At 72.3% G+C, this 22,734-nt stretch carries 23 protein-coding genes; 14 read left to right on the top strand and 9 right to left on the bottom strand.

The window, feature by feature from the left end:
• The first annotated feature begins 77 nt into the window (after positions 1-77).
• Entirely contained in the window at positions 78-2,039 is a 1,962-nt protein-coding gene (gene asnB / locus ACZ31C_RS14415) for an asparagine synthase (glutamine-hydrolyzing) (RefSeq protein WP_465795657.1), read from the top strand.
• Positions 2,040-2,102: 63 nt separating this feature from the next.
• Here the strand turns inward: asnB and ACZ31C_RS14410 are convergent, their stop codons facing one another.
• Positions 2,103-3,203 carry a lytic polysaccharide monooxygenase auxiliary activity family 9 protein gene (locus ACZ31C_RS14410; RefSeq protein WP_465795948.1) on the bottom strand — a complete coding sequence of 367 codons (1,101 nt, stop codon included), beginning with the start codon at positions 3,201-3,203 and terminating at the stop codon, positions 2,103-2,105.
• A 416-nt stretch (positions 3,204-3,619) separates the two neighbouring features.
• Here ACZ31C_RS14410 and ACZ31C_RS14405 point away from each other — a divergent pair, with 416 nt between their 5' ends.
• Positions 3,620-4,555 (top strand): carbohydrate kinase family protein, encoded by a 936-nt coding sequence (locus ACZ31C_RS14405; protein ID WP_465795656.1) that lies wholly within the window; start codon positions 3,620-3,622, stop codon positions 4,553-4,555.
• A 10-nt stretch (positions 4,556-4,565) separates the two neighbouring features.
• Here the strand turns inward: ACZ31C_RS14405 and ACZ31C_RS14400 are convergent, their stop codons facing one another.
• Both ACZ31C_RS14400 and ACZ31C_RS14395 read right to left on the bottom strand, forming a co-directional pair.
• The gene (locus tag ACZ31C_RS14400; protein ID WP_465795655.1) at positions 4,566-5,396 is read right to left on the bottom strand and encodes an MBL fold metallo-hydrolase; all 831 of its coding nucleotides are present in this window, start codon (positions 5,394-5,396) and stop codon (positions 4,566-4,568) included.
• The gene (locus tag ACZ31C_RS14395; RefSeq protein ID WP_465795654.1) at positions 5,393-5,797 is read right to left on the bottom strand and encodes a thioesterase family protein; all 405 of its coding nucleotides are present in this window, start codon (positions 5,795-5,797) and stop codon (positions 5,393-5,395) included. Before ACZ31C_RS14395 ends, ACZ31C_RS14400 begins: the two co-directional genes overlap by 4 nt.
• A gap of 163 nt (positions 5,798-5,960) precedes the next feature.
• Between ACZ31C_RS14395 and ACZ31C_RS14390 the strand changes: the two genes are divergently transcribed.
• On the top strand, positions 5,961-6,989 hold the full coding sequence (locus tag ACZ31C_RS14390) for a phosphatase PAP2 family protein (RefSeq protein WP_465795653.1): 1,029 nt from the start codon (positions 5,961-5,963) through the stop codon (positions 6,987-6,989).
• A 10-nt stretch (positions 6,990-6,999) separates the two neighbouring features.
• Here ACZ31C_RS14390 and ACZ31C_RS14385 read toward each other — a convergent pair whose 3' ends face one another.
• The 3 genes from ACZ31C_RS14385 to ACZ31C_RS14375 form a co-directional block, all read right to left on the bottom strand.
• Entirely contained in the window at positions 7,000-8,433 is a 1,434-nt protein-coding gene (locus ACZ31C_RS14385; RefSeq protein ID WP_465795947.1) for a PH domain-containing protein, read from the bottom strand.
• Positions 8,434-8,753: 320 nt separating this feature from the next.
• Positions 8,754-9,269: a PH domain-containing protein gene (locus tag ACZ31C_RS14380; RefSeq protein WP_465795652.1), complete on the bottom strand. Its 516-nt coding sequence runs from the start codon at positions 9,267-9,269 to the stop codon at positions 8,754-8,756.
• Between the two features lie 19 nt (positions 9,270-9,288).
• Entirely contained in the window at positions 9,289-9,519 is a 231-nt protein-coding gene (locus tag ACZ31C_RS14375) for a hypothetical protein (protein WP_396743073.1), read from the bottom strand.
• Positions 9,520-9,755: 236 nt separating this feature from the next.
• Between ACZ31C_RS14375 and ACZ31C_RS14370 the strand changes: the two genes are divergently transcribed.
• From ACZ31C_RS14370 to ACZ31C_RS14360, 3 genes are read left to right on the top strand one after another with little or no spacing between them, the layout of a single operon-like run.
• The gene (locus ACZ31C_RS14370; RefSeq protein ID WP_465795651.1) at positions 9,756-10,859 is read left to right on the top strand and encodes an AAA family ATPase; all 1,104 of its coding nucleotides are present in this window, start codon (positions 9,756-9,758) and stop codon (positions 10,857-10,859) included.
• On the top strand, positions 10,838-11,851 hold the full coding sequence (locus tag ACZ31C_RS14365; RefSeq protein WP_465795650.1) for a DUF58 domain-containing protein: 1,014 nt from the start codon (positions 10,838-10,840) through the stop codon (positions 11,849-11,851). The genes ACZ31C_RS14370 and ACZ31C_RS14365 overlap by 22 nt, the downstream gene beginning before the upstream one ends.
• Positions 11,848-12,798 (top strand): VWA domain-containing protein, encoded by a 951-nt coding sequence (locus tag ACZ31C_RS14360; protein WP_350696648.1) that lies wholly within the window; start codon positions 11,848-11,850, stop codon positions 12,796-12,798. Before ACZ31C_RS14365 ends, ACZ31C_RS14360 begins: the two co-directional genes overlap by 4 nt.
• A gap of 17 nt (positions 12,799-12,815) precedes the next feature.
• On the opposite strand, the gene ACZ31C_RS14355 is transcribed toward ACZ31C_RS14360, so the two are convergent.
• Positions 12,816-12,971 carry a hypothetical protein gene (locus ACZ31C_RS14355; protein WP_161595013.1) on the bottom strand — a complete coding sequence of 52 codons (156 nt, stop codon included), beginning with the start codon at positions 12,969-12,971 and terminating at the stop codon, positions 12,816-12,818.
• Positions 12,972-13,374: 403 nt separating this feature from the next.
• On the opposite strand from ACZ31C_RS14355, the gene fabG reads away from it, so the two are divergent.
• The 4 genes from fabG (at position 13,375) to ACZ31C_RS14335 (ending at position 16,857) form a co-directional block, all read left to right on the top strand.
• Positions 13,375-14,079: a 3-oxoacyl-ACP reductase FabG gene (gene fabG / locus ACZ31C_RS14350; RefSeq protein WP_396743084.1), complete on the top strand. Its 705-nt coding sequence runs from the start codon at positions 13,375-13,377 to the stop codon at positions 14,077-14,079.
• Between the two features lie 25 nt (positions 14,080-14,104).
• Positions 14,105-14,872: an enoyl-ACP reductase FabI gene (fabI, locus tag ACZ31C_RS14345; RefSeq protein WP_350696652.1), complete on the top strand. Its 768-nt coding sequence runs from the start codon at positions 14,105-14,107 to the stop codon at positions 14,870-14,872.
• Between the two features lie 137 nt (positions 14,873-15,009).
• Positions 15,010-16,041 (top strand): ferrochelatase, encoded by a 1,032-nt coding sequence (locus ACZ31C_RS14340; RefSeq protein WP_465795649.1) that lies wholly within the window; start codon positions 15,010-15,012, stop codon positions 16,039-16,041.
• Positions 16,042-16,077: 36 nt separating this feature from the next.
• The gene (locus ACZ31C_RS14335; protein WP_131054931.1) at positions 16,078-16,857 is read left to right on the top strand and encodes an HAD-IIA family hydrolase; all 780 of its coding nucleotides are present in this window, start codon (positions 16,078-16,080) and stop codon (positions 16,855-16,857) included.
• 16 nt (positions 16,858-16,873) lie between these two features.
• Here the strand turns inward: ACZ31C_RS14335 and ACZ31C_RS14330 are convergent, their stop codons facing one another.
• On the bottom strand, positions 16,874-17,668 hold the full coding sequence (locus tag ACZ31C_RS14330; RefSeq protein ID WP_465795648.1) for a hypothetical protein: 795 nt from the start codon (positions 17,666-17,668) through the stop codon (positions 16,874-16,876).
• A gap of 195 nt (positions 17,669-17,863) precedes the next feature.
• Here ACZ31C_RS14330 and ACZ31C_RS14325 point away from each other — a divergent pair, with 195 nt between their 5' ends.
• Positions 17,864-18,670, top strand: a complete 807-nt coding sequence (locus ACZ31C_RS14325; RefSeq protein ID WP_465795647.1) for a DUF3097 domain-containing protein — start codon at positions 17,864-17,866, stop codon at positions 18,668-18,670.
• A 15-nt stretch (positions 18,671-18,685) separates the two neighbouring features.
• Here ACZ31C_RS14325 and ACZ31C_RS14320 read toward each other — a convergent pair whose 3' ends face one another.
• A complete protein-coding gene (locus tag ACZ31C_RS14320) occupies positions 18,686-20,005 on the bottom strand; it encodes a serine hydrolase domain-containing protein (protein ID WP_465795646.1) in 1,320 nt (439 codons plus the stop codon).
• 83 nt (positions 20,006-20,088) lie between these two features.
• On the opposite strand from ACZ31C_RS14320, the gene ACZ31C_RS14315 reads away from it, so the two are divergent.
• The 3 genes from ACZ31C_RS14315 (at position 20,089) to ACZ31C_RS14305 (ending at position 22,662) form a co-directional block, all read left to right on the top strand.
• A complete protein-coding gene (locus ACZ31C_RS14315) occupies positions 20,089-20,559 on the top strand; it encodes an NfeD family protein (RefSeq protein WP_465795645.1) in 471 nt (156 codons plus the stop codon).
• Positions 20,560-20,563: 4 nt separating this feature from the next.
• On the top strand, positions 20,564-21,673 hold the full coding sequence (locus tag ACZ31C_RS14310; protein WP_465795644.1) for an SPFH domain-containing protein: 1,110 nt from the start codon (positions 20,564-20,566) through the stop codon (positions 21,671-21,673).
• A 173-nt stretch (positions 21,674-21,846) separates the two neighbouring features.
• Complete coding sequence (locus tag ACZ31C_RS14305) at positions 21,847-22,662, top strand: hypothetical protein (protein WP_131054794.1); 816 nt, start codon at positions 21,847-21,849, stop codon at positions 22,660-22,662.
• The last annotated feature ends 72 nt before the right edge of the window (positions 22,663-22,734 follow it).

Here is a 22,734-nt window from a genome sequence, read left to right as displayed (position 1 = left end):
GTACCCCGAAACCCGTTCCGGTCCAGAGCCCGGCAGTGCTGCGACGCCCGATCCGGACGCGTGGAAAGATGACGGCCATGTGCGGACTCCTGGCCTTTTTCAGTGCCCGCGGCGACGCCGCCGCCCACCGCGACAACATCGCCGCAGCGCTGGAATGCCTGCACCACCGTGGCCCGGACGAGACCGGCGTCGAGGTGGTCGGGGACGCCTCCGGCCGGTACGCGGACGGGGTGTTCGCCCACAAGCGGCTCGCGATCATCGACGTGGCGCTCAGCCACGAGCCGCTGCCCTACGCCGACGGCCGTTACCTGCTCACCTTCAACGGCGAGATCTACAACTACATCGAGCTGCGTGAGGAGCTGATCCGCGACTACGGGGCCCGGTTCGCCACCAACGGTGACGGCGAGGTGATCGTCGCCGGTTACCACTACTGGGGCGAGCAGGTGCTCACCCGGCTGCGTGGCATGTTCGCCTTCGTCATCTGGGACCGGCAGGAGCGCCGGGCGTTCGGCGCCCGCGACTACTACGGCATCAAGCCGCTGCACTACCTGGAGACCGCCGACGGGCTCTACCTCGCCTCGGAGAAGAAGGCCCTGCTGCCGTTCGCGCAGTCCGCGTACGCCGGGGACGCCGGGGTGGACACCGCGAACCTGAGCCACTACCTGACCCTCCAGTACGTCCCCGAGCCGGGCACCCTACACAAGGGGATCAGCCGGATCGGTTCGGGCGAGTACCTCACCTGGACCCCGGGCGGCCGGATCGACGTGCGGCGCTGGTACCGGCCGGTGTTCCGGCCCGGCCCGGTCGCCGACGAGCAGAAGCTCTACCACGAGATCCGTGAGACGCTGCGCGAGAGCGTCCGCATGCACATGCGCTCCGACGTGCCGGTCGGGTCGTTCCTGTCCAGCGGCATCGACTCCACCGCGGTGGTGGCGCTGGCCCGCGAGTTCAACCCGAACATCCTCACCTTCACCGTCGGCTACGACGTGCCCGGGTACTCGGAGATCGATGTCGCCCAGGAGTCGGCCCGCCACCTCGACGTGACCACGATCCCGACGAAGATCGGGCCGCAGGACATGATCGACGCGCTGCCGAAGATCGTCTGGCACCTGGACGACCCGGTGGCCGACCCGGCGCTGGTGCCGCTCTACTTCGTGGCCAAGAAGGCTGCCGAGCACGTCACCGTGGTGCTCTCCGGCGAGGGCGCGGACGAGTTCTTCGGCGGGTACACGATCTATCGTGAGCCGCTGTCGCTGAGCAGCGTCAACGGGCTGCCCGGCGGGGTCCAGAAGGGTCTGCGGGCGGTTTCCAAGGCCATCCCGCAGGGGGTCAAGGGCAAGAGCTTCCTGGAGCGCGGCACCACGCCGCTTGAGGAGCGCTACTACGGCAACGCGCGGATGTTCACCGAGGAGGAGAAGCAGCACCTGATGCGTCGCTACGACCCCTCGGTGCGCTACACCGACGTCACCGCGCCGATCTACGCCGAGTGCACCGAGCTGGACGACGTCACCAAGATGCAGTACGTCGACCTCTACACCTGGCTGCGCGGGGACATCCTGGTCAAGGCCGACCGGATCTCCATGGCGCACTCGCTGGAGGTGCGGGTGCCCTTCCTCGACCGCGACGTGTTCGAGGTCGCGGCGAAGATCCCGGTCGACCTGAAGCTGCCGCCCCGCTCCGACGCCACCAAGTACGCCATGCGTCAGGCGTTGCAGGGCGTGGTGCCGCCGGCCATCGTCAACCGCAAGAAGCTGGGCTTCCCGACCCCGACCCGGGTCTGGCTGCGCGGCGAGATGTACGAGTGGGCCCGCCACGTGCTGAGCACCTCCGGCGCCGGCGACCTGCTCGACCTGTCGTACGCGTTGCGCCTGCTGGACGAGCACAAGCGCGAGGAGGCCGACCACTCCCGCAAGGTGTGGACGGTCCTGATCTTCTGCATCTGGCACGCCATCTTCGTGGCCAAGACGCTGGACCCGGGCATCCAGCGCAACCAGTCCGCGCTGCTCACCAAGCCCGTCGTCGGGTCCATGGTGCGCTGACCTCGGACACGGACGAGCCCCCCTGCGGTACTCCGCAGGGGGGCCGTTTCGCGTTCGACCGCGTCAGCGGGCGGCGCAGGTGGCCGTTGGTAGCGAGGTGCTGCTACCGCTGGCCAGGAAACCGAACGTCGTGCTGCCGTTGGCGGCGACGCTTCCGTTGTAGGACACGTTCGTGGCGGTCACCGTCGACCCGGACGAGGTCTGGGTCGCGCTCCAGATCTGGTTGATCTGTTGACCGCTCGGCCAGGTCCAACTCGCGGACCAGCCGTTGAGCGCCGAGGTGCCGTTGTTCTTGATCTCGACCTCGCCCTGGAAACCGCCGGACCAGGTGCTGGTCACCCGCAGGGTGGCAGCGCAGCCACCGGTGCCGGGCGGCGGGGTGGTGGGCGGCGGGGTGGTGGGCGGAGGCGTGGTGGGCGGCGGAGTGGTCGGCGGGGGCGTGGTGGGCGGCGGCGTGGTGGGCGGCGGGTTGGTGCCGCCACCGATGCCGGTCACCTCACCGTTGCCGCCGTCGAAGGCCACGTCGGAGCATCCGAAGAAGTTCTCCTGGCTGTCCGAGCGGACCCACCGCGAGTAGATGATGTGCCGGCCGGTCTTGTTGGCCGGCAGGGTCCCGGTGAAGTAGTAGTGGCCGTCGTTGGTGCCGACCGCGCCGCGCTGCGGCGGGTTGGTCACCGTCAGGAACGGCTGCTCCTCCAGGTCGCTCCAGGCCAGCGCCCGGGTCGGGCTCCAGCTGTTCTTGGTCACGTAGAAGTAGAACGTGCCCGGGTGGTGCGCCCAGTTGCTGTACCGGAACTCGATGGACCGGCCGGCGGTCAGGTGCGTGATCGGCCAGTCGTTGCGGGCCAGGTCGAAGCCGCGGAAGCCGGTGGCGCCGCCGCTGCACAGCTGGCCGTCGGGGATGAAGCCGGTGGTCCGCCCGTTGGCGTCCGAGCGCAGCACGCTGAACCAGTTGTACAGCGAGTTGGCACCGGACTGGGCGACCGCGGCGGAACAGGCCGGGTTCTGCGGCCGGATCTCACCGGTGGGGGAGAGGCCGTCGCGCCAGCACAGGAACGTACGGGCGCCCGGCGTCATCGCCGCGCCGTGCGCGGCGGCCGGATCGGGGCTGGCCGTCACGGCGACGACCGCGCTCGCGGCGAGAGTGACGGCCGCGAAGAACATCGCGGCCAGACGAGGTCGGTGCACAGGTTCTCCTGACTCGCGGGGCACACCGTGCGGGGTGGCCCCGCCGAAGCGCGCGGGAGGGTGAAAGTTCGCTCCCGCAGCTAGGGGCGAATGCGACGATGCGGCGACGTGTGCACGGGGTCTATGCCCTCCCGGCACGATGCCGCCAGTGATATGTCGACGCGTATGTATGCCCTCGCGTGTCCATGACCCGGCGCCGATGACGCGCAGCCCCCGCGCCATCCGGCATCACCATCCCAGCACGCCGACGCCGTCGATGCAATAGCTCTTCCTCGATGTGCGCGATGCCGGCTCGCGTCGGCCGGTGCCCGCCAATACCGTGGCGTGCACGTCCGGCGGCAGATCGCTGTGCCAGCCTGGGCGGCAGCGGACGGCCGACGGAAGGGACCGGGATGGGATACGCGGTGGTGCTCGGCGAGGCGCTCGTCGACCTGCTCGACACCGAGAGCGACGGCGGGCCCGTCTTCCGGCAGGCCGTCGGTGGCGGCCCGCTGAATGTGGCCGTCGGTATCGCCCGGCTCGGCGGCGCGGTGCAGTTCGTCGGCTCGCTCGGCGACGACGTGCTGGCCGGACGGATCCGCGACCTGCTGGCCGCCGAGCGGGTTGGTACGGTCGGGACCCGCACCGCCCCGGTGCCGACCACGTTGGCCGTCACCACCTTCGCCGGCCCCGAACCGGACTTCCGTTTCTACGGCGACCCGCCCTCCTATGCGCTGCTCACCGCCGAGGACGTCGACGCGACGCTGGTCGAGGGCGCCGACGTGCTCTACTGCGGGTCGATCGTGCTGCTGGAGCCGGCCACCCTGGCCGCCGCCCGTCGGGCCTGGTCGCTGGCGTCCGGGCTACGGGTGTTCGACCCCAACGTCCGTCCCCGGCTGCTGGACGGTCCGCCGGCGCTGACCGAGCTACGCGGGGTGGTCGCCGAGTTCGCCGCCGGTGCGCACCTGGTCAAGCTGAGCGCCGCCGACGCGGAGCTGCTCTACCCGGGCGAGCCGGTGGAGTCGGTGGCGGCGTACCTGCGCGAGGTGGGGGCGGGCACCGTCGTGGTCACCCTGGGCCCCGAGGGCGCGGTGGTCGCCGCCGCCGGCGCCGATCCGGTACGCGTGCCCGCGCCGAGGGTGCACGCGGTCGACGCCACCGGCGCGGGCGACTCGGTGATGGCCGCGCTCGTCGCGGACCTGCTCGTCGACGGCGAGCCCGCCGAGCCGGGCGGCTGGACCGAGCGGGTGGCCTTCGCGTTGCGCGTCGCCGGGCTCGTCTGCGAACGGCCGGGCGGGGCCGTGGCCATGCCGACCCGGGCGCAGGTGCGCGAGCGCTTCGCCGACTGAGGGCACCGGATCAGGCGGTGCCGTCCAGCTCGGCGTAGCCACGGCGGGCCGCGATCAGCGCCGGACGGGCCGGGAAGGGCGCCTCGGCGGCGACCCGCTCCGGCGGCGCGCTGCCGGTGTGCCCGGCCCGGATCAGCCAGGCCAGCTCGGCCAACTGGGCGTGCTGTGCCCGGACGAACTCGGCGTCGACCGGCTCACCGTGCCCGGGCACCACCACCGTTGCCGGGGTGGTCCACCGCAACAGCTCGGCCACCGCGTCGGGCCACTGCAACGGGAAGGAGTCCTCGAACGCCGGTGGGCCGGACTGCTCCACCAGGTCACCGGCGACCAGCACGTCGGCGTCGGGCACCTGCACCACCAGGTCGGCGTCGGTGTGGCCGCGCCCGGGGTGCCGCAGCACCACCTGCCGGCCGCCGACGTCGAGGGCGGCCTCGGTCCGGACCGTACGGGTGGGGGCCAGCAGCGGCGTGTCGGCCAGTTCGGCGGCCAGTTCCGGATGCTCGTCGCGCAGTTCCGCGTACGCCTGGCGGCGCAGCCTGTCCGGGTCGCCGCGCATCGCCTCGGCGGCGAGGTCGTGTGCCCACACCGGGCGGGGCGGGTCGGCGGCGAACGTGGCGTTGCCGAACCAGTGGTCGTAGTGGTGGTGGGTGTTGACGATCGTCAGCGGGTCACCGGTGACCGCCCGTACGGCGGCGGCCAGTTCGGCGGCCTGCCGCGCGCTGGAGAGCGTGTCGACCAGCAGCGCCTCGCCGGCACCGCAGACCAGCGTGACGTTGACCGCGAGCAGGGGCTCGCGTAGCACGTGCACCCGGTCGGCGACCTCGACGAAGCGGACGGTCATGACGGTCGGCCGGCGCGTTCGACGAACCGCTGCCGGTCGACCACCACCCGTTCCACCCGGCCCTCGGCCACCCGCTGCCCGCCCTCGGTCACCTCGACGTCGAAGACCAGCCGGCGCCGGTCGACCGTGGTCAGGCTGGCCTGCGCCACCACCGTACGGCCCACCGGCGTGGCGGCCAGGTGCGTCAACTCGACCCGGGTGCCCACGCTGGTCGAGCCGGGGGGCAGGTGGGCCGCGCTCGCCGCCACCGTCGCCGCCTCGGCCAGCGCCACCACCCGAGGGGTGCCGAGCACGGGCACGTCACCGGAGCCGACCGCCTCGGCGGTGTCGGCGTCGGTGACGGTCAACTCGACCCGGGCGGACAGACCCGGCGTCAGGGCGAGATCCGACTGCGCCTGCATGGCCACAGCGTAGGGGCTCGCCGCGTCCTCGGCGACGCGTGCCGCCGGATGGCCCCCCGTCGGGCTCCGCTTCGCCGTGCCGACGGCGGTGCCGACACGACGGCACGGCACGCAGGTGGTCCTGCGTGGGATGCCTCAGGGTGCGCCGTTAACCTTGTCCGCGATGTCTGCCGTGACCGACCCCCAGCCCCCGGCCCCGACCGAGCCGTCCGCCTCGCCCGACGGCGGTCGCCGCCGTGTGATCGCGATGTCGGTGTGGAGCGTCGCCTTCGTGGCGGGCTGGCTCGTCATCGGCCTGCCCACCGACCCGCTGTACGCGTTCTTCTGGATCTGGGCGGGGACCATCGCCTGGAACTCCGCCCGCCCGTGGCGCAGTCACCTGCGCTTCGCCCGGGACTGGGTGCCGGTGGTGCTGCTGCTGGTCGCCTACAACCTGTCCCGGGGCTTCGCCTATCACGACGGGACGGTCCCGCACGCGTACGAGCTGATCCTGGCGGACCGGTGGATGTTCGGCTGGGCCATGGACGGCCAGGTGCCCACCGTCTGGTTGCAGCAGCATCTCTACCACCCCGAGGTGCGGTGGTGGGACGTCCTGGTCAGCTGGGTGTACTTCTCGCACTTCGTGGCGGCGTTGGCCGCCGCCACCGTGCTCTGGATGCGGGAGCGCAGCCGGTGGGCGGCCTTCATGCGGCGCTGGTTCTTCCTCTGCGCCACCGGCCTGGTGACCTACTTCCTGTACCCGGCCGCGCCGCCGTGGTGGGCGGCGCAGAACGGGCTGATCGAGGAGGTCGCGCGGATCTCCACCCGTGGCTGGCGGGCGTTCGGCATGCACGGCGCCGGCAACCTGCTCAACGCCGGCCAGCTCGCCTCGAACCCGGTGGCCGCGATGCCGTCGCTGCACACCGCCTTCGCGCTGTTCGTGGTGCTGTTCTTCATGAACAGCGTCCGACGCCGGTGGTGGCCGCTGCTGCTGGCGTACCCGCTGGCGATGACCTTCACCCTGGTCTACAGCGGCGAGCACTACGTGATCGACGTGCTGGTCGGTTGGGCGTACGTCGGGATGACCTTCCTGGCGGTCGGCGCGGCCGAGCGGTGGTGGGCCCGGCGCAAGGCCCGCCGGGCCGCCACCGACCCACCCCCGGACGACCGGGACGCACCGGCCGAACCACCGGTGGTCCCGGCCACCCGCTGACCGGCGGCCGTCAGCCGCGGCGGGCGGCCTGGCCCCGGGCGGTCAGCTCGGCCGCCAGCGCCCAGGCGTCGGCGAGGTCCCGGTCGACGGCCGCCGCGCCGGCCCCACCGGCGGTGTCCACGTGCACGGTCGCCAGACCGAGCAGCCGCTGGATCGGGCCCTGCACCACCCGGACGCTCTGGAACCGGGCGTACGGCACCATGGTCAGTTGACGGGTGAGCAGCCCGGACCGGACGGCGAAGACCTCGTCGGTCAGTCCGGCGCCGAGCACCTGGCGGCTCAGCGGGTTCACCCAGCGGGCCCGGCTCGGCGGCGGGACCAGCGGCAACGACGCCAGGGTGACCCCGGGTAGCACCTCGGCGAGGATGGTCTCACCGGTCGCCAGGTCCCCGACCGGCAGCAGCCGGTCCGGCCGGTTGCGCTGGTCCGGCTCGCCCGCCGCGTAGCCCGCCACCTCCAGTCGCATCCGCAGCCAGCCCTTCATCCGCCAGAGCAGCGGCCAGGTCATCCCCACCGTCTGCACCCGGTGCAGCGGCACCGTCTGCACCCGCGTCTCCAGCAGGCCGTTGCGGATGCGCAGCCGGTCGGCGTCCCGCGCGAGCTGGAACCGCCAGTCGTCGAGCACCCGACGAACGGGTTGCAGCAGGATGCCCGCCATCGCGGTCAGCGTGCTCGCCACCGCGATGAACGACCACGATCCCTCCGACAGGAACTGCACGGTGACGAAGGCCACGCCGAGCGGCAGCAGGAACGCCTGCGGCGTCAGCAACTGGCTGATCAGCAGGTCCCGGTTCTCGACCGCGTGTAACGGCCGTCCCGGCGATGGGCCGGCCGCCTCGCCGGCCGTCGTCTCCGGCTGCTGATCCGCCGGCCCGCCCGGCACCGCCGCGCCCGTGCGGGCCTGGGCGACGGCCGGCCCGCCCGCGAGCGCCAGCAGCCGCTGGCGCAACACCGACGCCTCGGCCACGCTGAGGTACGCCAGCGGCGCCTCCGTCTTGCCGCCCCCGACCACTTCGAGCCGTAGTTCGGCCAGGCCGGTGAGCTGGGCCAGCAGCGGGCGGACCACCTCGACGGCCTGGAGCCGTTCCAGCGGGATGGCCCGGGTCCGCCGCCAGAGCAGGCCCTCGTGGATGCGCAGTTCCCGGCCCACCACCTGGTAGCCGGTGTAGTACCAACTGATCACGGCCAGCACGGTGGCGCCGAGCGCGAGCACGATCACCATGGCCACGAACCACCCGAACCCGACCCGGGACAGCGTCGACCAGGACAGTCCGGCGATGACCACGGCCAACGACTTCGCGCCGTGCAGCGCCGGGCTCAGCGGATGCAGCCGCTGCCGCTCCTGCGCCGCGTCCGGCGACCCGCCGGGCGGGTACCCCGGGCCGACGGGATACGGCGGGTAGGGCGCGCCGTGCGGGTAGGGCGCTCCCGGCGGGTACGGCATCCCGTGCGGGTACTGCGCGCCCGGCTGGTGGGGTCCGCCGTGCGGGTACGGCGAGCCCGGCTGGTGCGGCTCGCCCTGCGGGTACGGCATCCCGTACGGATACGGCGTGCCCGGTTGGTGGGGCGTCGCCTGGGGGAACGGCGTGCCGGGGGCGACTGGCGGGGCAGAGGGCGCGGGCCCAGCCGGTGGTCCGCCCTGGGTCTGCTCCGGTGGCGGTACCGCCGAGGTGTCCGTGTCGGGTGGCCTCGGATCGGTGACCGGTGGCGCCAGATCGCCCGTGCGGGGCTCGGGTCGGTCCGGTGCCGCCCCGACCGGGCCCGTCACAGCCCTTCCGCCCGGTCCTCGCCCAGCGCGGTGAGCCGGTCCCGCAGCCGGGACGCCTCGGCCGGACGCAGGCCCGGCACCCGGGCGTCGCTGGCCGCCGCCGCAGTGTGCAACTGCACGGTCGCCAGGTCGAACGCCCGCTCCAAAGGGCCGGCGCTGACGTCGACGAACTGCATCCGGGAGTACGGAACGATGGAGAGGCGGCGCACCAACAGCCCGTGCCGGACCAGGAGATCGTCCTCACGTTCGGCGTAGCCCCAGGCGCGTACCGCGCGGACGATGGTCACCGCCCGCCAGACCGCGAACAGCAGCACGGCACCGAGCGCCGCGCCGAACGGCCAGGTGCCGCTGAGCGCCCAGCCGATGCCGATGCCCGCCGAGACGACGACCACCACGGCCGACAGGCGCAGCAGTTCCACCCAGATCAGGTCGGACGAGATCGACTGCCACCGTACGGTGTCCGGCCAGGGCTCCAGCGGACCGGACGACACCGGGGGGTCGTTGCTCACCATGAAAGTCCGTTGTACGCGTTCACTCTTCGAGCGTAGGCGATCCCGGGAGCGGGGTGACCTCACGCAGGAAGCCCCGCGCGGTGAGGAAGTCACCGAGAGAGGGGCGGTGGAGTTCGCAGGCGAGCCAGGTCTTGCGCCGCTCCGGCGTGTGCAGGCGAGGATTGTTCCAGCGCAATGACCATCCGGCGGGGGCGCGACACCCTCGGGCCGAACAGATCAGAGCCTCGACAGGAGTGTCGGAATCGTCCATCGCACCCAGTCTAGGGCGAGGGGAAAGAGTGAGCGCCGGGCGGCCACGGGGGAAGCCGCCCGGCGACGGAAGAATGGTACACACGCGGGGGCGGCATCTGTCCACTGGCGATCGGCGATTCGCCTAGCGCGCAACGGCGTGGCGGAAATCGGTCGCTCCCCCAGTCGGTACTCAGTCGGGCATGCGAGGCTTGGTGACGCACACGCCGCTACGACCGAGCACGCTGTGGAGGACCGGTGGCCCAGCCGACCACGCCCGACGCTCCGACGCCGAACGGGGCAACGCCCTCGGCGGTCTCTTTGCCGACCACTCCGGCGCAGGACGCCACGCTGCTGGAGCGGGCGCTGTTCGAGATCAAGCGGGTGATCGTCGGGCAGGACCGGATGGTCGAACGGATGTTCGTGGCGCTGCTCGCCCGAGGGCACTGCCTGCTGGAGGGCGTACCCGGGGTGGCCAAGACGCTCGCGGTGGAGACGCTCGCCCGGGTGGTCGGCGGGTCGTTCGCCCGGGTGCAGTTCACCCCGGACCTGGTGCCGGCCGACATCATGGGTACCCGGATCTATCGGCAGTCCAGCGAGAAGTTCGACGTCGAGCTGGGTCCGGTGTTCGTCAACTTCCTGCTCGCCGACGAGATCAACCGGGCGCCGGCCAAGGTGCAGTCGGCGCTGCTGGAGGTGATGAGCGAGCGTCAGGTCTCGATCGGCGGCGAGACGCACCGGGTGCCCAACCCGTTCCTGGTGATGGCGACGCAGAACCCGATCGAGCAGGAGGGCGTCTACCCGCTGCCGGAGGCGCAGCGGGACCGGTTCCTCATGAAGATCGTCGTGGGCTATCCCACCGACGCCGAGGAGCGGGAGATCGTCTATCGGATGGGGGTGGCCCCGCCCGAACCCACCGCGGTCTTCGACACCGCCGACCTGATCGCCCTGCAGCAGAAGGCGGACCAGGTCTTCGTGCACAACGCGTTGGTCGACTACGCGGTCCGGTTGGTGCTGGCCACCCGTACGCCGGCCGAGCACGGCATGCCCGACGTGGCGCAACTGATCCAGTACGGTGCCAGCCCACGGGCCTCGCTCGGGCTGGTCCGGGCGACCCGGGCGCTGGCGCTGCTGCGTGGCCGGGACTACGCCCTGCCGCAGGACGTGCAGGACATCGCGCCGGACATCCTGCGTCACCGACTGGTCCTCAGCTATGACGCGCTCGCCGACGACGTGCCGGCCGACCATGTGGTGCACCGGGTGATGTCGACCATCCCGCTGCCGTCGGTGGCGCCCCGGCAGCAGGCCACGCCACCGGGTCCGGTGGCGCCGACCTCGGGGTGGCCCGGGCAGCGGCCGTGACCCCGAGCACCCCTTCACCCCAGCAGTCACCGAACGCGGCGGACAACCGCTCCGGCGCGGTGCTGTCCCGGTTGCAGCTGATGGTCACCCGGAAGCTGGACGGGCTGTTGCAGGGCGACTACGCCGGTCTGCTGCCCGGCCCGGGCAGCGAGGCGGGGGAGTCGCGGGAGTACCGACCCGGTGACGACGTCCGGCGGATGGACTGGCCGGTGACCGCGCGGACCACCACCGCGCACGTGCGGCGTACGGTGGCCGACCGGGAGTTGGAGACGTGGCTCGCGGTGGACCTGTCGGCCAGCCTGGACTTCGGCACCGGCCGGTGGCTCAAGCGGGACGTGGTGGTGGCCGCGGCGGCGGCGATCACCCACCTGACCGTGCGCGGCGGCAACCGGATCGGGGCGGTGGTGGGTAGCGGTGGTGAGCGTCCCGCCGCCCGGCGGGGCTGGCGGGCGACGCCCGAGCCACCCGGGCCGGGGCGTCTGGTCCGGCTGCCCGCCCGGTCCGGGCGCAAGGAGGCACAGGGCATGTTGCGCGCCATCGCCGGTACCCCGATCGAGCCGGGCCGGGGCGACCTCGGTGCGTTGATCGACATGCTCAACCGCCCGCCCCGGCGGCGCGGGGTCGCGGTGGTCGTCTCCGACTTCCTCGCCCCGCCGGCCCAGTGGGCCCGGCCGCTGCGCAAGCTGCGGGTACGCCACGACGTGCTGGCGATCGAGGTGGTCGACCCGCGTGAGCTGGAGTTGCCCGACGTGGGGGTGTTGCCGGTGGTCGACCCGGAGACCGGGGAGTTGCACGAGGTGCAGACCGCCGACCCGAGCCTGCGGCACCGCTACGCGGCGGCGGCCGCCGCCCAGCGGGCCGAGATCTCCGCCGCGATGCGCGCGGCCGGCGCCGCGCACCTGCGCCTACGTACGGACCGAGACTGGCTGCTGGACATGGTGCGTTTCGTAGCCGCCCAGCGGCACGCCCGCACCCGGGGGACGACGCGATGATTCGACTGCTCCAACCGTGGTGGCTGCTGGCCGTACTGCCGGTGCTGGCCCTCGCCGCGCTGTACGTGTGGCGGCAGTTGCGCCGCCGCGAGTACGCGATGCGGTTCACCAACGTCGACCTGCTGCGGACCGTGGCGCCGAAGGGGCTGGGTTGGCGGCGGCACGTGCCGGCGACCGCGTTCCTGCTCGCGCTGCTGGTGCTGGCTGGTGCGCTGGCCCGTCCGGCGGTGGACACCCGGGAGCCGCTGGAACGGGCCACCATCATGCTCGCCATCGACGTGTCGTTGTCGATGCAGGCGGACGACGTGGCGCCCAGTCGGCTGGAGGCCGCGCAGGAGGCGGCCAAGCAGTTCGTCGGGGAGTTGCCCGAGACCTACAACGTCGGGTTGGTGTCGTTCGCCAAGTCGGCCAACGTGCTGGTGCCGCCGACGAAGGACCGCCCGGCGGTGACCAGCGCCATCGACGGGCTGGTGCTGGCCGAGGCGACCGCGACCGGTGAGGCGGTCTTCACCTGCCTGGAGGCGATCCGCTCGGTACCGGCCGACGGAGCGGCGGGTATCCCGCCGGCCCGGATCGTGCTGCTCTCCGACGGCTTCCGGACGGCCGGTCGGTCGGTGGAGGAGGCGGCTGCGGCGGCGCAGGCGGCGAACGTGCCGGTCTCCACCATCGCCTTCGGCACCGACACCGGGCACGTGGACATCGGTGGGCAGTTGCAGCGGGTGCCGGTGGACCGGATGGCGTTGGCCGAGTTGGCCGAGACGACCGAGGGCTACTTCTACGAGGCGGCCACGGTCAACGAGCTCAAGCAGGTGTACCAGGACATGGGCAGCTCGATCGGTTTCCGGACCGAGGCGCGGGAGATCACCCAGTGGTATGCCGGCATCGCCCTGCTGCTGGCGCTCTGTGCCGGGGCGTTCAGTCTGCTCTGGTCGTCCCGGATGCTCTGACCGGTGCGGCCGTGCGGTCAGTGGGTGCTGCTGGCCAGCACGAAGAGCACGGCCACCCAGACGGCGGCGAGGGTGAAGCCCAGCGGGGCGACGTAACGGCTCATGGAACGCTCCGGGTGGCGACGGCGGTCCGGGCGGGGTGGACCGCGTGGGGGTGGATCGAGGAGGCGCACACGAAGTCGTGACCGAACGGCTTCCGGTCGCACCCGCGGGTTCCGTCGCCCCGGCGGGTGGGCCGGGCGGTGGCGCAGGGGGTGCGTGGGGAGCGGTGCCAGCTCAGGCGGAGCGGTGCTCAGCGTGACTGGCTGTCGGCCCGGCCACGACTGGGAGGATCGCTATCTCGCACAGCGATCACCTCCTGCGGTCGGGGTCCGGACGCGCGGTGCCGCCGGGCGGCCCGCAAACGCGATGATCGTACACCCGTGGTGGCGTACGGGCCCACTCGGTCGCCCGGCCCTGCGGGCCCGGCCGTTCATCGGCGCGGACGGTGCCGGTGCCGGGCGGGGCGGGTTAGTGATTACCGTGCGGTAGCGCCTAGTCTCCAACCCGCAGCGATCTTCCGGAGAGGACCCCACCGTGTCTCGAACTGTGCTGGTTACCGGCGGCAACCGCGGAATCGGTCTGGCCATCGCCCAGGCGTTCGCCAAGCAGGGCGACCGGGTGGCGATCACCCACCGGGGCAGCGGGGCACCGGAGGGGCTGTTCGGCGTGCGGTGCGACATCACCGACGCCGAGTCGGTCGACGCCGCGTTCAGCGCGGTCGAGGCGGAGCTGGGGCCGGTGGAGGTGCTGGTCGCCAACGCCGGGATCACCGACGACACGCTGCTGCTACGGATGTCCGAGGAGCAGTTCACCCGGGTGGTGGACACCAACCTGACCGGTGCGTACCGCTGCGCCAAGCGCGCCTCGGGGAAGATGCTGCGGGCCAAGTGGGGACGCATGATCTTCGTGTCCTCGGTGGTCGGCCTCACCGGCTCCGCAGGGCAGGTCAACTACGCGGCCAGCAAGGCCGGCCTGGTCGGGGTGGCCCGCTCGATCACCCGGGAGTTGGGCACCCGGAACATCACCGCCAACGTCGTCGCGCCCGGATTCATCGAGACCGACATGACCGCGGTGCTGACCGAGCAGCGCAAGGCGGAAATCCTCAAGTCGATCCCGGCCGGTCGGATGGCCGCGCCGGACGAGGTCGCCGCGGTGGTCACCTGGCTGGCCGGTGACGGCGCCGGGTACGTCTCCGGCGCGGTCATCCCGGTCGACGGCGGCCTCGGCATGGGCCACTGATCCTGAGCACGGAGGAATGAGCGTAATGTCCGGACTGCTGGCCGGTAAGCGGCTGCTCGTCACCGGCGTCATCACCGACGCCTCCATCGCCTTCTCGGTGGCGAAGCTCGCCCAGGAGAACGGCGCACAGGTCGTGCTCACCGGGTACGGCCGGCTCTCGCTGGTGGAGCGGATCGCCAGGCGGCTGCCGGAGCCGGCACCCGTCATCGAGCTGGACGTGACCAACCCCGAGCACCTGGCCGGGCTGGCCGACAAGGTCCGGGAGCACGTCGACGGGCTCGACGGGGTGGTGCACTCGATCGGGTTCGCCCCGCAGAGCTGCCTCGGCGGCGGCTTCCTCGACGCCTCCTGGGAGGACGTGGCGACCGCGCTGCACGTCTCCACGTACTCGTACAAGTCGCTCGCGACGGCGGCGCTGCCGCTGATGTCGCCGGGCGGCGCGGTGGTCGGCCTGACCTTCGACGCCACCCAGGCGTGGCCGGTCTACGACTGGATGGGCGTGGCCAAGGCCGGGCTGGAGTCCGCCTCCCGCTACCTCGCCCTGCACCTGGGCAAGCAGGGCATCCGGAGCAACCTGGTCTCCGCCGGGCCGCTGCGCACCATGGCCGCCAAGTCGATCCCCGGCTTCGAGCAGTTCGAGGACGCCTGGTCCGAGCGGGCCCCGCTGGGCTGGAACCTGGCCGACCAGGAACCGGCCGCGCGGGCCTGCCTGGCGCTGCTGTCCGACTGGTTCCCGGCCACCACCGGCGAGATCGTGCACGTCGACGGCGGCTACCACGCCATCGGCGCCTAGGGATGTAAGGAGGGGTCCCCTGCTATCGCCTCAGGTATAGCAGGGGACCCCTCCTAACGTCCGGGACCCGGCGGCGCTACCGCCGGCGACCCGGGGGCGTTGCCAGGGCGCTGCCGGCCACCGGCAAGAATGGGCCCATGGCGTACGACGCGGTGGTCCTGCTCTCCTTCGGTGGCCCGGAGGGGCCGGACGACGTGCTGCCCTTCCTGCAGAACGTGACCCGGGGGCGGGGTGTGCCGCCGGAGCGGCTGGCCGAGGTGGCCGAGCACTACCAGCACTTCGGTGGGGTGTCCCCGATCAACCAGCAGTGCCGGGACCTGCTCGCCGCGATCCGCGCGGACTTCGCCGCCCACGACCTCGACCTGCCGGTCTACTGGGGCAACCGGAACTGGCACCCGATGCTCGCCGACACCGTGGCGCAGATGCGCGACGACGGCGTACGGCGGGCGCTGGCGTTCGTCACCAGCGCCTACGGCGGGTACTCCTCCTGTCGGCAGTACCAGGAGGACGTCACCGCCGCGCGGGCGGCGGTCGGTGCCGACGCGCCGGTGATCGAGAAGCTGCGTCAGTTCTGGGACCATCCCGGTTTCGTCGAGCCGCACGTCGACGCGGTCCGCGAGGCGCTGACCCGGCTCGACCCGGCCCGGCGGGACAGCACCCGACTGGTCTTCACCGCCCACTCCGTGCCGATCTCGGCGGCTGACAGCGCCGGACCGCACGGCGGCCGGTACACCGCACAGCTCGCCGAGACGGCGCGACTGGTGCACGCCGCCGCGGCCCCGGACCTGCCGTACGACCTGGTCTGGCAGAGCCGCTCCGGCCCGCCGCACGTGCCGTGGCTGGAGCCGGACGTCAACGACCACCTGGCCACCCTCGCCGAGCAGGGTGCGACCGGGGTGGTGGTCAGCCCGATCGGGTTCGTCTCCGACCACCTGGAGGTGGTGTGGGACCTGGACACCGAGGCGCTGGACACCGCCAAGCAGCTCGGCCTGGACTTCGTCCGGGCCGCCACCCCCGGCGTCGACCCGCGCTACGTGGCCATGGTGCGGGAACTGGTGCGGGAGCGGATCGACCCGGACGGCGCGCAACTGCGTCGTCGCCTCGGCGAGCTGCCGATGTGGGACACCTGCCCCACGGTCTGCTGCGTCCCGCCGCGCCGTCCGTCCTGACCGCACCGACGGCCCGACACCCCAGGGATGACGATCATGCATGACCGCAAGCCCGTGCAGAGCTGGCTCACCGACATGGACGGTGTGCTGGTGCACGAGGGGCAGCCCGTGCCGGGCGCGCCGGAGTTCGTCAACCGGCTGCGTGCCTCCGGCAAGCCGTTCCTGGTGCTGACCAACAACTCGATCTACACCCCGCGCGACCTCCAGGCCCGGCTTGCCCGGATGGGGCTGGACGTGCCGGAGCAGGCGATCTGGTCGTCCGCCCTGGCCACCGCCCAGTTCCTGGCCGATCAGCGGCCCGGTGGCACCGCGTACGTGATCGGGGAGGCCGGGTTGACCACGGCCCTGCACGCGGTGGGCTACGTGCTCAGCGACTTCGCGCCCGACTACGTGGTGCTGGGGGAGACCCGCACCTACAGCTTCGAGGCGATCACCAAGGCGATTCGGCTGATCGACGACGGGGCGCGGTTCATCTGCACCAACCCGGACGCCACCGGCCCGTCGGTGGAGGGCGCGCTGCCGGCCGCCGGGTCGGTGGCCGCGATGATCTCCAAGGCGACCGGCGTGGAGCCGTACTTCGTCGGCAAGCCGAACCCGATGATGATGCGCTCGGCGTTGAACACGATCGACGCGCACTCGGAGAGCACCGCGATGATCGGCGACCGGATGGACACCGACATCCTCTGCGGCCTGGAGGCCGGCTTGGAGACGATCCTGGTGCTGACCGGGATCAGCACCCGCACCGAGGCGGAACGCTACCCGTACCGGCCGTCCCGGATCGTCGACTCGGTGGCCGACCTGATCGACGAGATCTGATCGGGCGTGGGCGGTCTCAGGGCCGCAGGGGCGCGTTGCAGGCGGCGACCAGGGCCTGTCGGCAGGCCGTGGTGAGCGGACGCAGCGCGGCGTCGCGCTGCTGGGCCTCGTGGTTGTTCACCGCGCCGCCCGGTGCCGCGTGCCCGGCCAGCGCGAGCACCCGGTCGAGCACGGCGGCGCGGGCGAACAGCCGGCGGGAGCGCGGGTCGAATCCGGGCGGCAGGTCGGTGGTGCCGTCGGGGCGGCGCAGCGCTTCCAGGGCACCGGCCAGTTCGGGGCGCCACTGGGCCACGTCGAGCCGGGTGAGTGCTGCGGTGGTGTCGGCCAGGGCGGCGGCCAGTTCCGCCTCCGCCTCGGCCGCGCCGGGCAGGGTGAGTGACGCCGCCGGGGCATTGGGCGGCAGCGGGTAGACCCGCCAGAGCACCGTGGAGAAGGTGTCCCCGGAGCCGGAGGTGTGTACCCGCACTTCAGGGATCAGGCCGAGCGCACCGGCGATCACCGCCTCGCCGGTCACCAGCGCGGCACCGGCGAAGTCACCGGGGCCGGGCAGCCCGCGCGGGTCGCCGGGGGCCGGCAGCACCAGTCGGATCTCGTCCGGCGAGAGCTTGGCCAGGGTGGGCAGGGCGTCCCGCAGCGGCACGTCGGTCCAGGTGCCGGGCGCGTCGGCGACGAGGTGCTCCTCGTCACCGGCGACTTCGTCGGCGACCTCGTCGAAGGGCACGAGCCCGGCGCGCCATGCGCGCACCCAGGCAACGAACCGGCTCGACCGGCGCGGCGCGAGGATGGCCGCACCCGCAGCGGGGGTGGACATGCGGAAAGAGTACGTGCTGACGCCCGCCCCTGTCTCGACTGCCGCGCGCCCGCCTCCCCGGCGCGTCGATCATGCGACTCTGCCACGTGATTTGTTAGTGGACGCGGCTTTTGCAGTGCATCGCACCCGGTGGGCCGGGCGTGGCGGCGGCGAGTCGGCGGCGGCGCGTGCAGGACCGGCGGTTAGCGTGATCGGATGGGGCGGCGGTATGGCGACGACGTGTTGGCGGGGGACTGGCGGCGGCGGAAGGTGACCCCGGAGGTCGACGCCGAACCGGATCTGGTGGTGGAGGACGCCGACTCGGGCTTCTGTGGAGCGGTGGTCGGCTTCGACTCCGGCGCGGTCGTGCTGGAGGACCGGCACGGCAAGCGGCGCAACTTCCCGTTGCTGCCGGCCGCGTTCCTGCTCGACGGTCGTCCGGTGACGCTGCGTCGACCGGCCCGCGCCCCGGTGCCGGCCGCGCGTCGGCGTACCGCGTCCGGCTCGGTGGCGGTGGACGGTGTCCGCGCCCGGGTCGCCCGGGCCAGCCGGATCTGGGTCGAGGGCGTCCACGACGCCGCGCTGGTGGAGCGGATCTGGGGTGACGACCTGCGAATCGAGGGCGTGGTGGTGGAGCCGCTGGAGGGCGTCGACGCGCTCGACGAGCGGGTGCGGGAGTTCGGTCCCGGACCCGACCGCCGGCTCGGTGTCCTCGTCGACCACCTGGTGCCCGGCTCGAAGGAGAGCCGGATCGTGGCCCGGGTGAACTCCCCGCACGTGCTGGTCACCGGGCACCCCTACGTGGACGTGTGGCAGGCGGTGAAGCCGTCGGCGCTGGGTATCGCGGCGTGGCCGGTGGTGCCGCCGGGACGCCCGTGGAAGGAGGGTGTCTGCGCCGCGCTCGGCGTCGCCGAACCGGCCGGCATGTGGCGGCACATCCTGTCCCGGGTGAACACCTTCGCCGACGTGGAGACCCCACTGATCAACTCCATGGAACGCCTGATCGACTTCGTCACCGAGTGAGCCGGCCCGCCCCGGTTACGGGGTGTCGTCGGGGGTGCGGGTGAAGAGGAAGGTGGCGATGTCCAGGGTGACCGGGCGGCCGGCGGGGTCGCGGTGGACCCGGAGGAGCTCGCCGATCTCCGTGCCGCTGTGCCCGCGCCAGCGGTCCGGGCCGTCCGGGCGGTAGCGGCTGACCCGGTCGCCGCGCAGGGTGCCCACCAGGTCGCCGGTGCTGTGGTCCCAGGTCACGTCGAGCGCGGTGCCCATCCACCACCAGCGGCCGGTCAGCGCCGACACGTCGGCGGGGGGCGGGGCGTCGGCGGGTCGCCACGGCCGGACCGGTGCCGGCTCGGCGTCGAGCACCCGGTTCAGCACCTGGAGGCCGAGCGGACTGATGCCGCCGGTGCGGAAGCCGTACGAGTTGGCGAAGCCGACCAGACCGGTACGGCTGGACCGGTGCACCAGCAGCACGGCGACGTGGCCGGGCATCGAGCCGCCGTGCCCGACGTAGACGCGTTCGCCCTGGCGGGTGAGTTGGATGCCCAGGCCGTAGCCGCCGCGCCAGGAGTCGAGATCGCTGAGGAACACGGGGGCGCACATCTCGTCGAGGGTGTCCGGGGCGAGTACGGCGGGGTCGGGGTCGGCGAGGAACGCGGCCCATCGGGTCAGGTCGGCCACGGTCGACCAGAGTTGCCCGGCGGGGGCCATCGCCCCGGTGTCGGTGTGCGGCTCCTCACGCAGGGTGTCGTGCCACGGGTGCACCACGTACCCGGGGGCGTACGGCGTGGTGGCGGCGTAGGTGGTGCGGTGCATGCCCAGCGGCGCCAGGATCCGTTCCCGTGCCAACTGCGCCCATCCGGTGCCGGTGATCCGTTGCAGCGCGCCGCCGAGCAGGCCGAACGCCAGGTTCGAGTAGTGGTGGGTGCGGTACGCGGGCAGCGCGATCTTCGGGGCGCCGAAGTCGGCCAGCAGGGTGTGCAGGTCGACGCCCTCGCTCCGCTCCCACCAGGGACCGTCCGGTTCGCGTTGCAGCCCGCCCGCGTGCCCGAGCAACTGGCGCAGGGTGATCGGCCCGGCGGCCGCGGCCTCGGGCAGGTGCCGTCGCAGCGGATCGTCGAGCGCCAGCCGCCCGGCGTCGCGTTCCTGCATGATCAGCACGGCGGTCATGGTCTTGGTGATCGAGCCGATGCGATATTGCAGGTCGGCGTGCGGCGGGGGATCTTCGCCGGCGGCGGCCAGGTGCGCCAGCGTGCCGTCTCGCACCACGCCGACGACCAGCGACGGCACGTGGCCGGCGGACTGCGCGTCGGCTACCAGGGCGTCGACGTGCCGTATCGTTTCCGGACGCAGGGACACGAAGGCTCCTTCGGGGGCGATGGTCAGGCGCCTCCGATCATGACAGTTCGATGACACGTGCATTGTCATGTCACGATCGGTACGTGGATGCCGTGCTGTGGATCGTGCTGGGTGTGGTACTGGCGGTCGCTGAGATCTTCACGGCGACCCTTTTCCTGATCATGTTTTCGGTCGGTGCTTTCGCCGCCGCGGGCGCCGCCGCGCTCGGAGCGCCAGTGGCGATACAGGCGGTCGTCTTCGCGGTGGTGTCGGCGTTGACCGTGCTCGCGGCGCGGCCGGTCATCCAGCGGCACAAGCAGACCGCGATGGAGACCGGCGAGACCGCCTTCGGGGTGGAGGCCATCGAGGGGTCGTCGGCCCTGGTGCTGGAGCAGGTCGACGCTGCTGCGGGCATGGTGAAGATCGACGGCGAGGTGTGGAGCGCGCGGTCCTACGACGCTACGCAGGTTTTGGCACCCGGTGAACGGGTGCAGGTTATTCAGGTCAAGGGAGCGGTAGCCCTGGTCTGGCGGGACGTTGCGGCGCCCGGTGAGCTACCCGAAGCGGAGAGGTGAACGGATGGAACTAGTCGTACCCGTCCTTTTGATAGCATTTGCCCTGATCTCGGTGATCACCCTGGCGAAGTCGGTGCGGATCGTGCCGCAGCAGCGTCAGGACGTGGTCGAGCGGCTCGGCCGGTACAAGCGGACGCTCAACCCCGGGCTGAACATCCTGGTGCCCTTCGTCGACGCGGTGCGGACGAAGGTGGACATGCGCGAGCAGGTGGTCAGCTTCCCGCCGCAGCCCGTGATCACCTCGGACAACCTGGTCGTCTCGATCGACACCGTGCTCTACTTCAAGGTCGTCGACTCGGTCCGGGCCACCTACGAGATCTCCAACTTCCTCCAGGCGATCGAGCAGCTCACCGTCACCACGCTGCGGAACGTGATCGGTTCGCTCGACCTGGAGCGCGCGCTGACCAGCCGTGAGGAGATCAACCGGCACCTCTCCGGGGTGCTGGACGAGACCACCGGCCGGTGGGGCATCAAGGTGACCCGGGTGGAGATCAAGGCGATTGAGCCGCCGCCGAGCATCCGCGACTCCATGGAGAAGCAGATGCGCGCCGAGCGGGACCGCCGGGCCGCGATCCTGAACGCCGAGGGCCACAAGCAGTCGCAGATCCTCTCGGCCGAGGGTGAGAAGCAGGCGGCGGTGCTGCGCGCCGACGGTGACCGGCAGGCCCGCATCCTGCAGGCCGAGGGTCAGGCCAAGGCGGTCCGTACGGTGTTCGACGCCATCCACCAGGCCAACCCGAGCCAGAAGGTGCTGGCCTACCAGTACCTCCAGGCCCTGCCGCAGATCGCCAACGGCACGGCCAACAAGGTGTGGATCGTGCCGGCCGAACTGACCAAGGCCCTGGAGGGTATGGGCGGCGCGCTCGGCGGGCTGAACCAGATGGTCGGCGACGCACCCACCCGGCAGGCGTCCGAGGACGCCAGCGCGGTGGAGCGGGAGGCGGCCGAGGCCGCGCAGGCAGCCGCGCAGGCGGCCCAGGAGATCCACAACGAGGTACGCGTCGCCGAGGCGCAGGCCACCGGCGGCAAGGAGCCGCAGGGTCTGCCCGCGCCGGAGCCGGTCTCCCCGGGAAGTCTGCTGAACGACCCAGCCGACCAGCGCGAGCGAGGCTGATCCGGGACGGGTCCGGGTCGGGGTGACCCGGGCCGGACCCGCGTCCGGACAAATGCGAGAAACACTCATGAGGCGCTTCGGTGCCTGCCACCATCGGTCCTAGGCGGGTGGTGACCAGGCATCGGGGCGCCTCGGCGTGTCCCGGCACCGCTCGTGGATGAGCGAGGTGACCGATGGATCCGCTGAAACGGCTGTGGTCCCCGCCGGACGTACCCGGGGCACACGACCCCGCCGGGCCGCTCGGCACCCGACGGACCGGTGGGGGCTTCGGCGTCCTGCCCTTCGTCGACGATCCGGGACCACCCGGTCCGGCCACCAACGCGAGTTGGGCCTGGTCGCTGCGCCGTCTGGCCCGCGCCGCGGTCTGGCTGCTGCCCGCGTACGCGATCCTCTACGGCGCGGTGGCGATGGCCAGCGACGGCGGGGTGGGCAACGACCCGTACCCGGCCGACGGCCGCGCGGTGTACCTGATCGGTTGGGTCGCCGCCATCTGGCTCGGGCTGCTGGCCCTGCTCGGCCTGGCCGGTCTGCTCGCCGCCACCCGCAGTCGCCGCAGTGCCGTCGCCGGGCTGCTGGTCAGCATCGCCGGCACGGTGCTGATGCTGCCCTTCGCCGGGTTCGCCGAGGACACCCCGGTCTTCGGCGCCACCGCCCGGTCGCTGGTGCTGGTCGGTGCGACCTTCTACAGCGTCGGTTGGCTGCTCACCGGATGGGCGGTGGCGCGGTCGGGGATGTTCAGCATGGGCGACGGCACGATGCTGATGATCGCCAGCCCGCTGCTCGGTCTCGGTGGTGCGCTGATCGGCTCCCTGCAGACCTTCGGGGCGATCTTCGTGCTGATCGCCGGCATCGGCATCGCCTACCGGTCCGGTCGGCTGCTGCCCCGGGAGATCCTGCGGGACGCCACCAGCGCCAGCGTCGCGACGGCCGGTCCGACCGGCGTGGGCCCGGCGGGCCCCGGCGGTCCCGGCCCGCTGGGCACGGCCTGATGCCCGGATGTAAGGAAGGGACCCTTCCTATACACGAGGCGTTAGTAGGGGGCCCTTCCTTGCACCGGTCGT

The sequence above is a fragment of the Micromonospora sp. NPDC023869 genome (genome assembly GCF_055559695.1).
The sequence above is the reverse complement of the archived record's forward strand: the minus strand, read 5'-3'. Positions and strand labels throughout refer to the sequence as shown.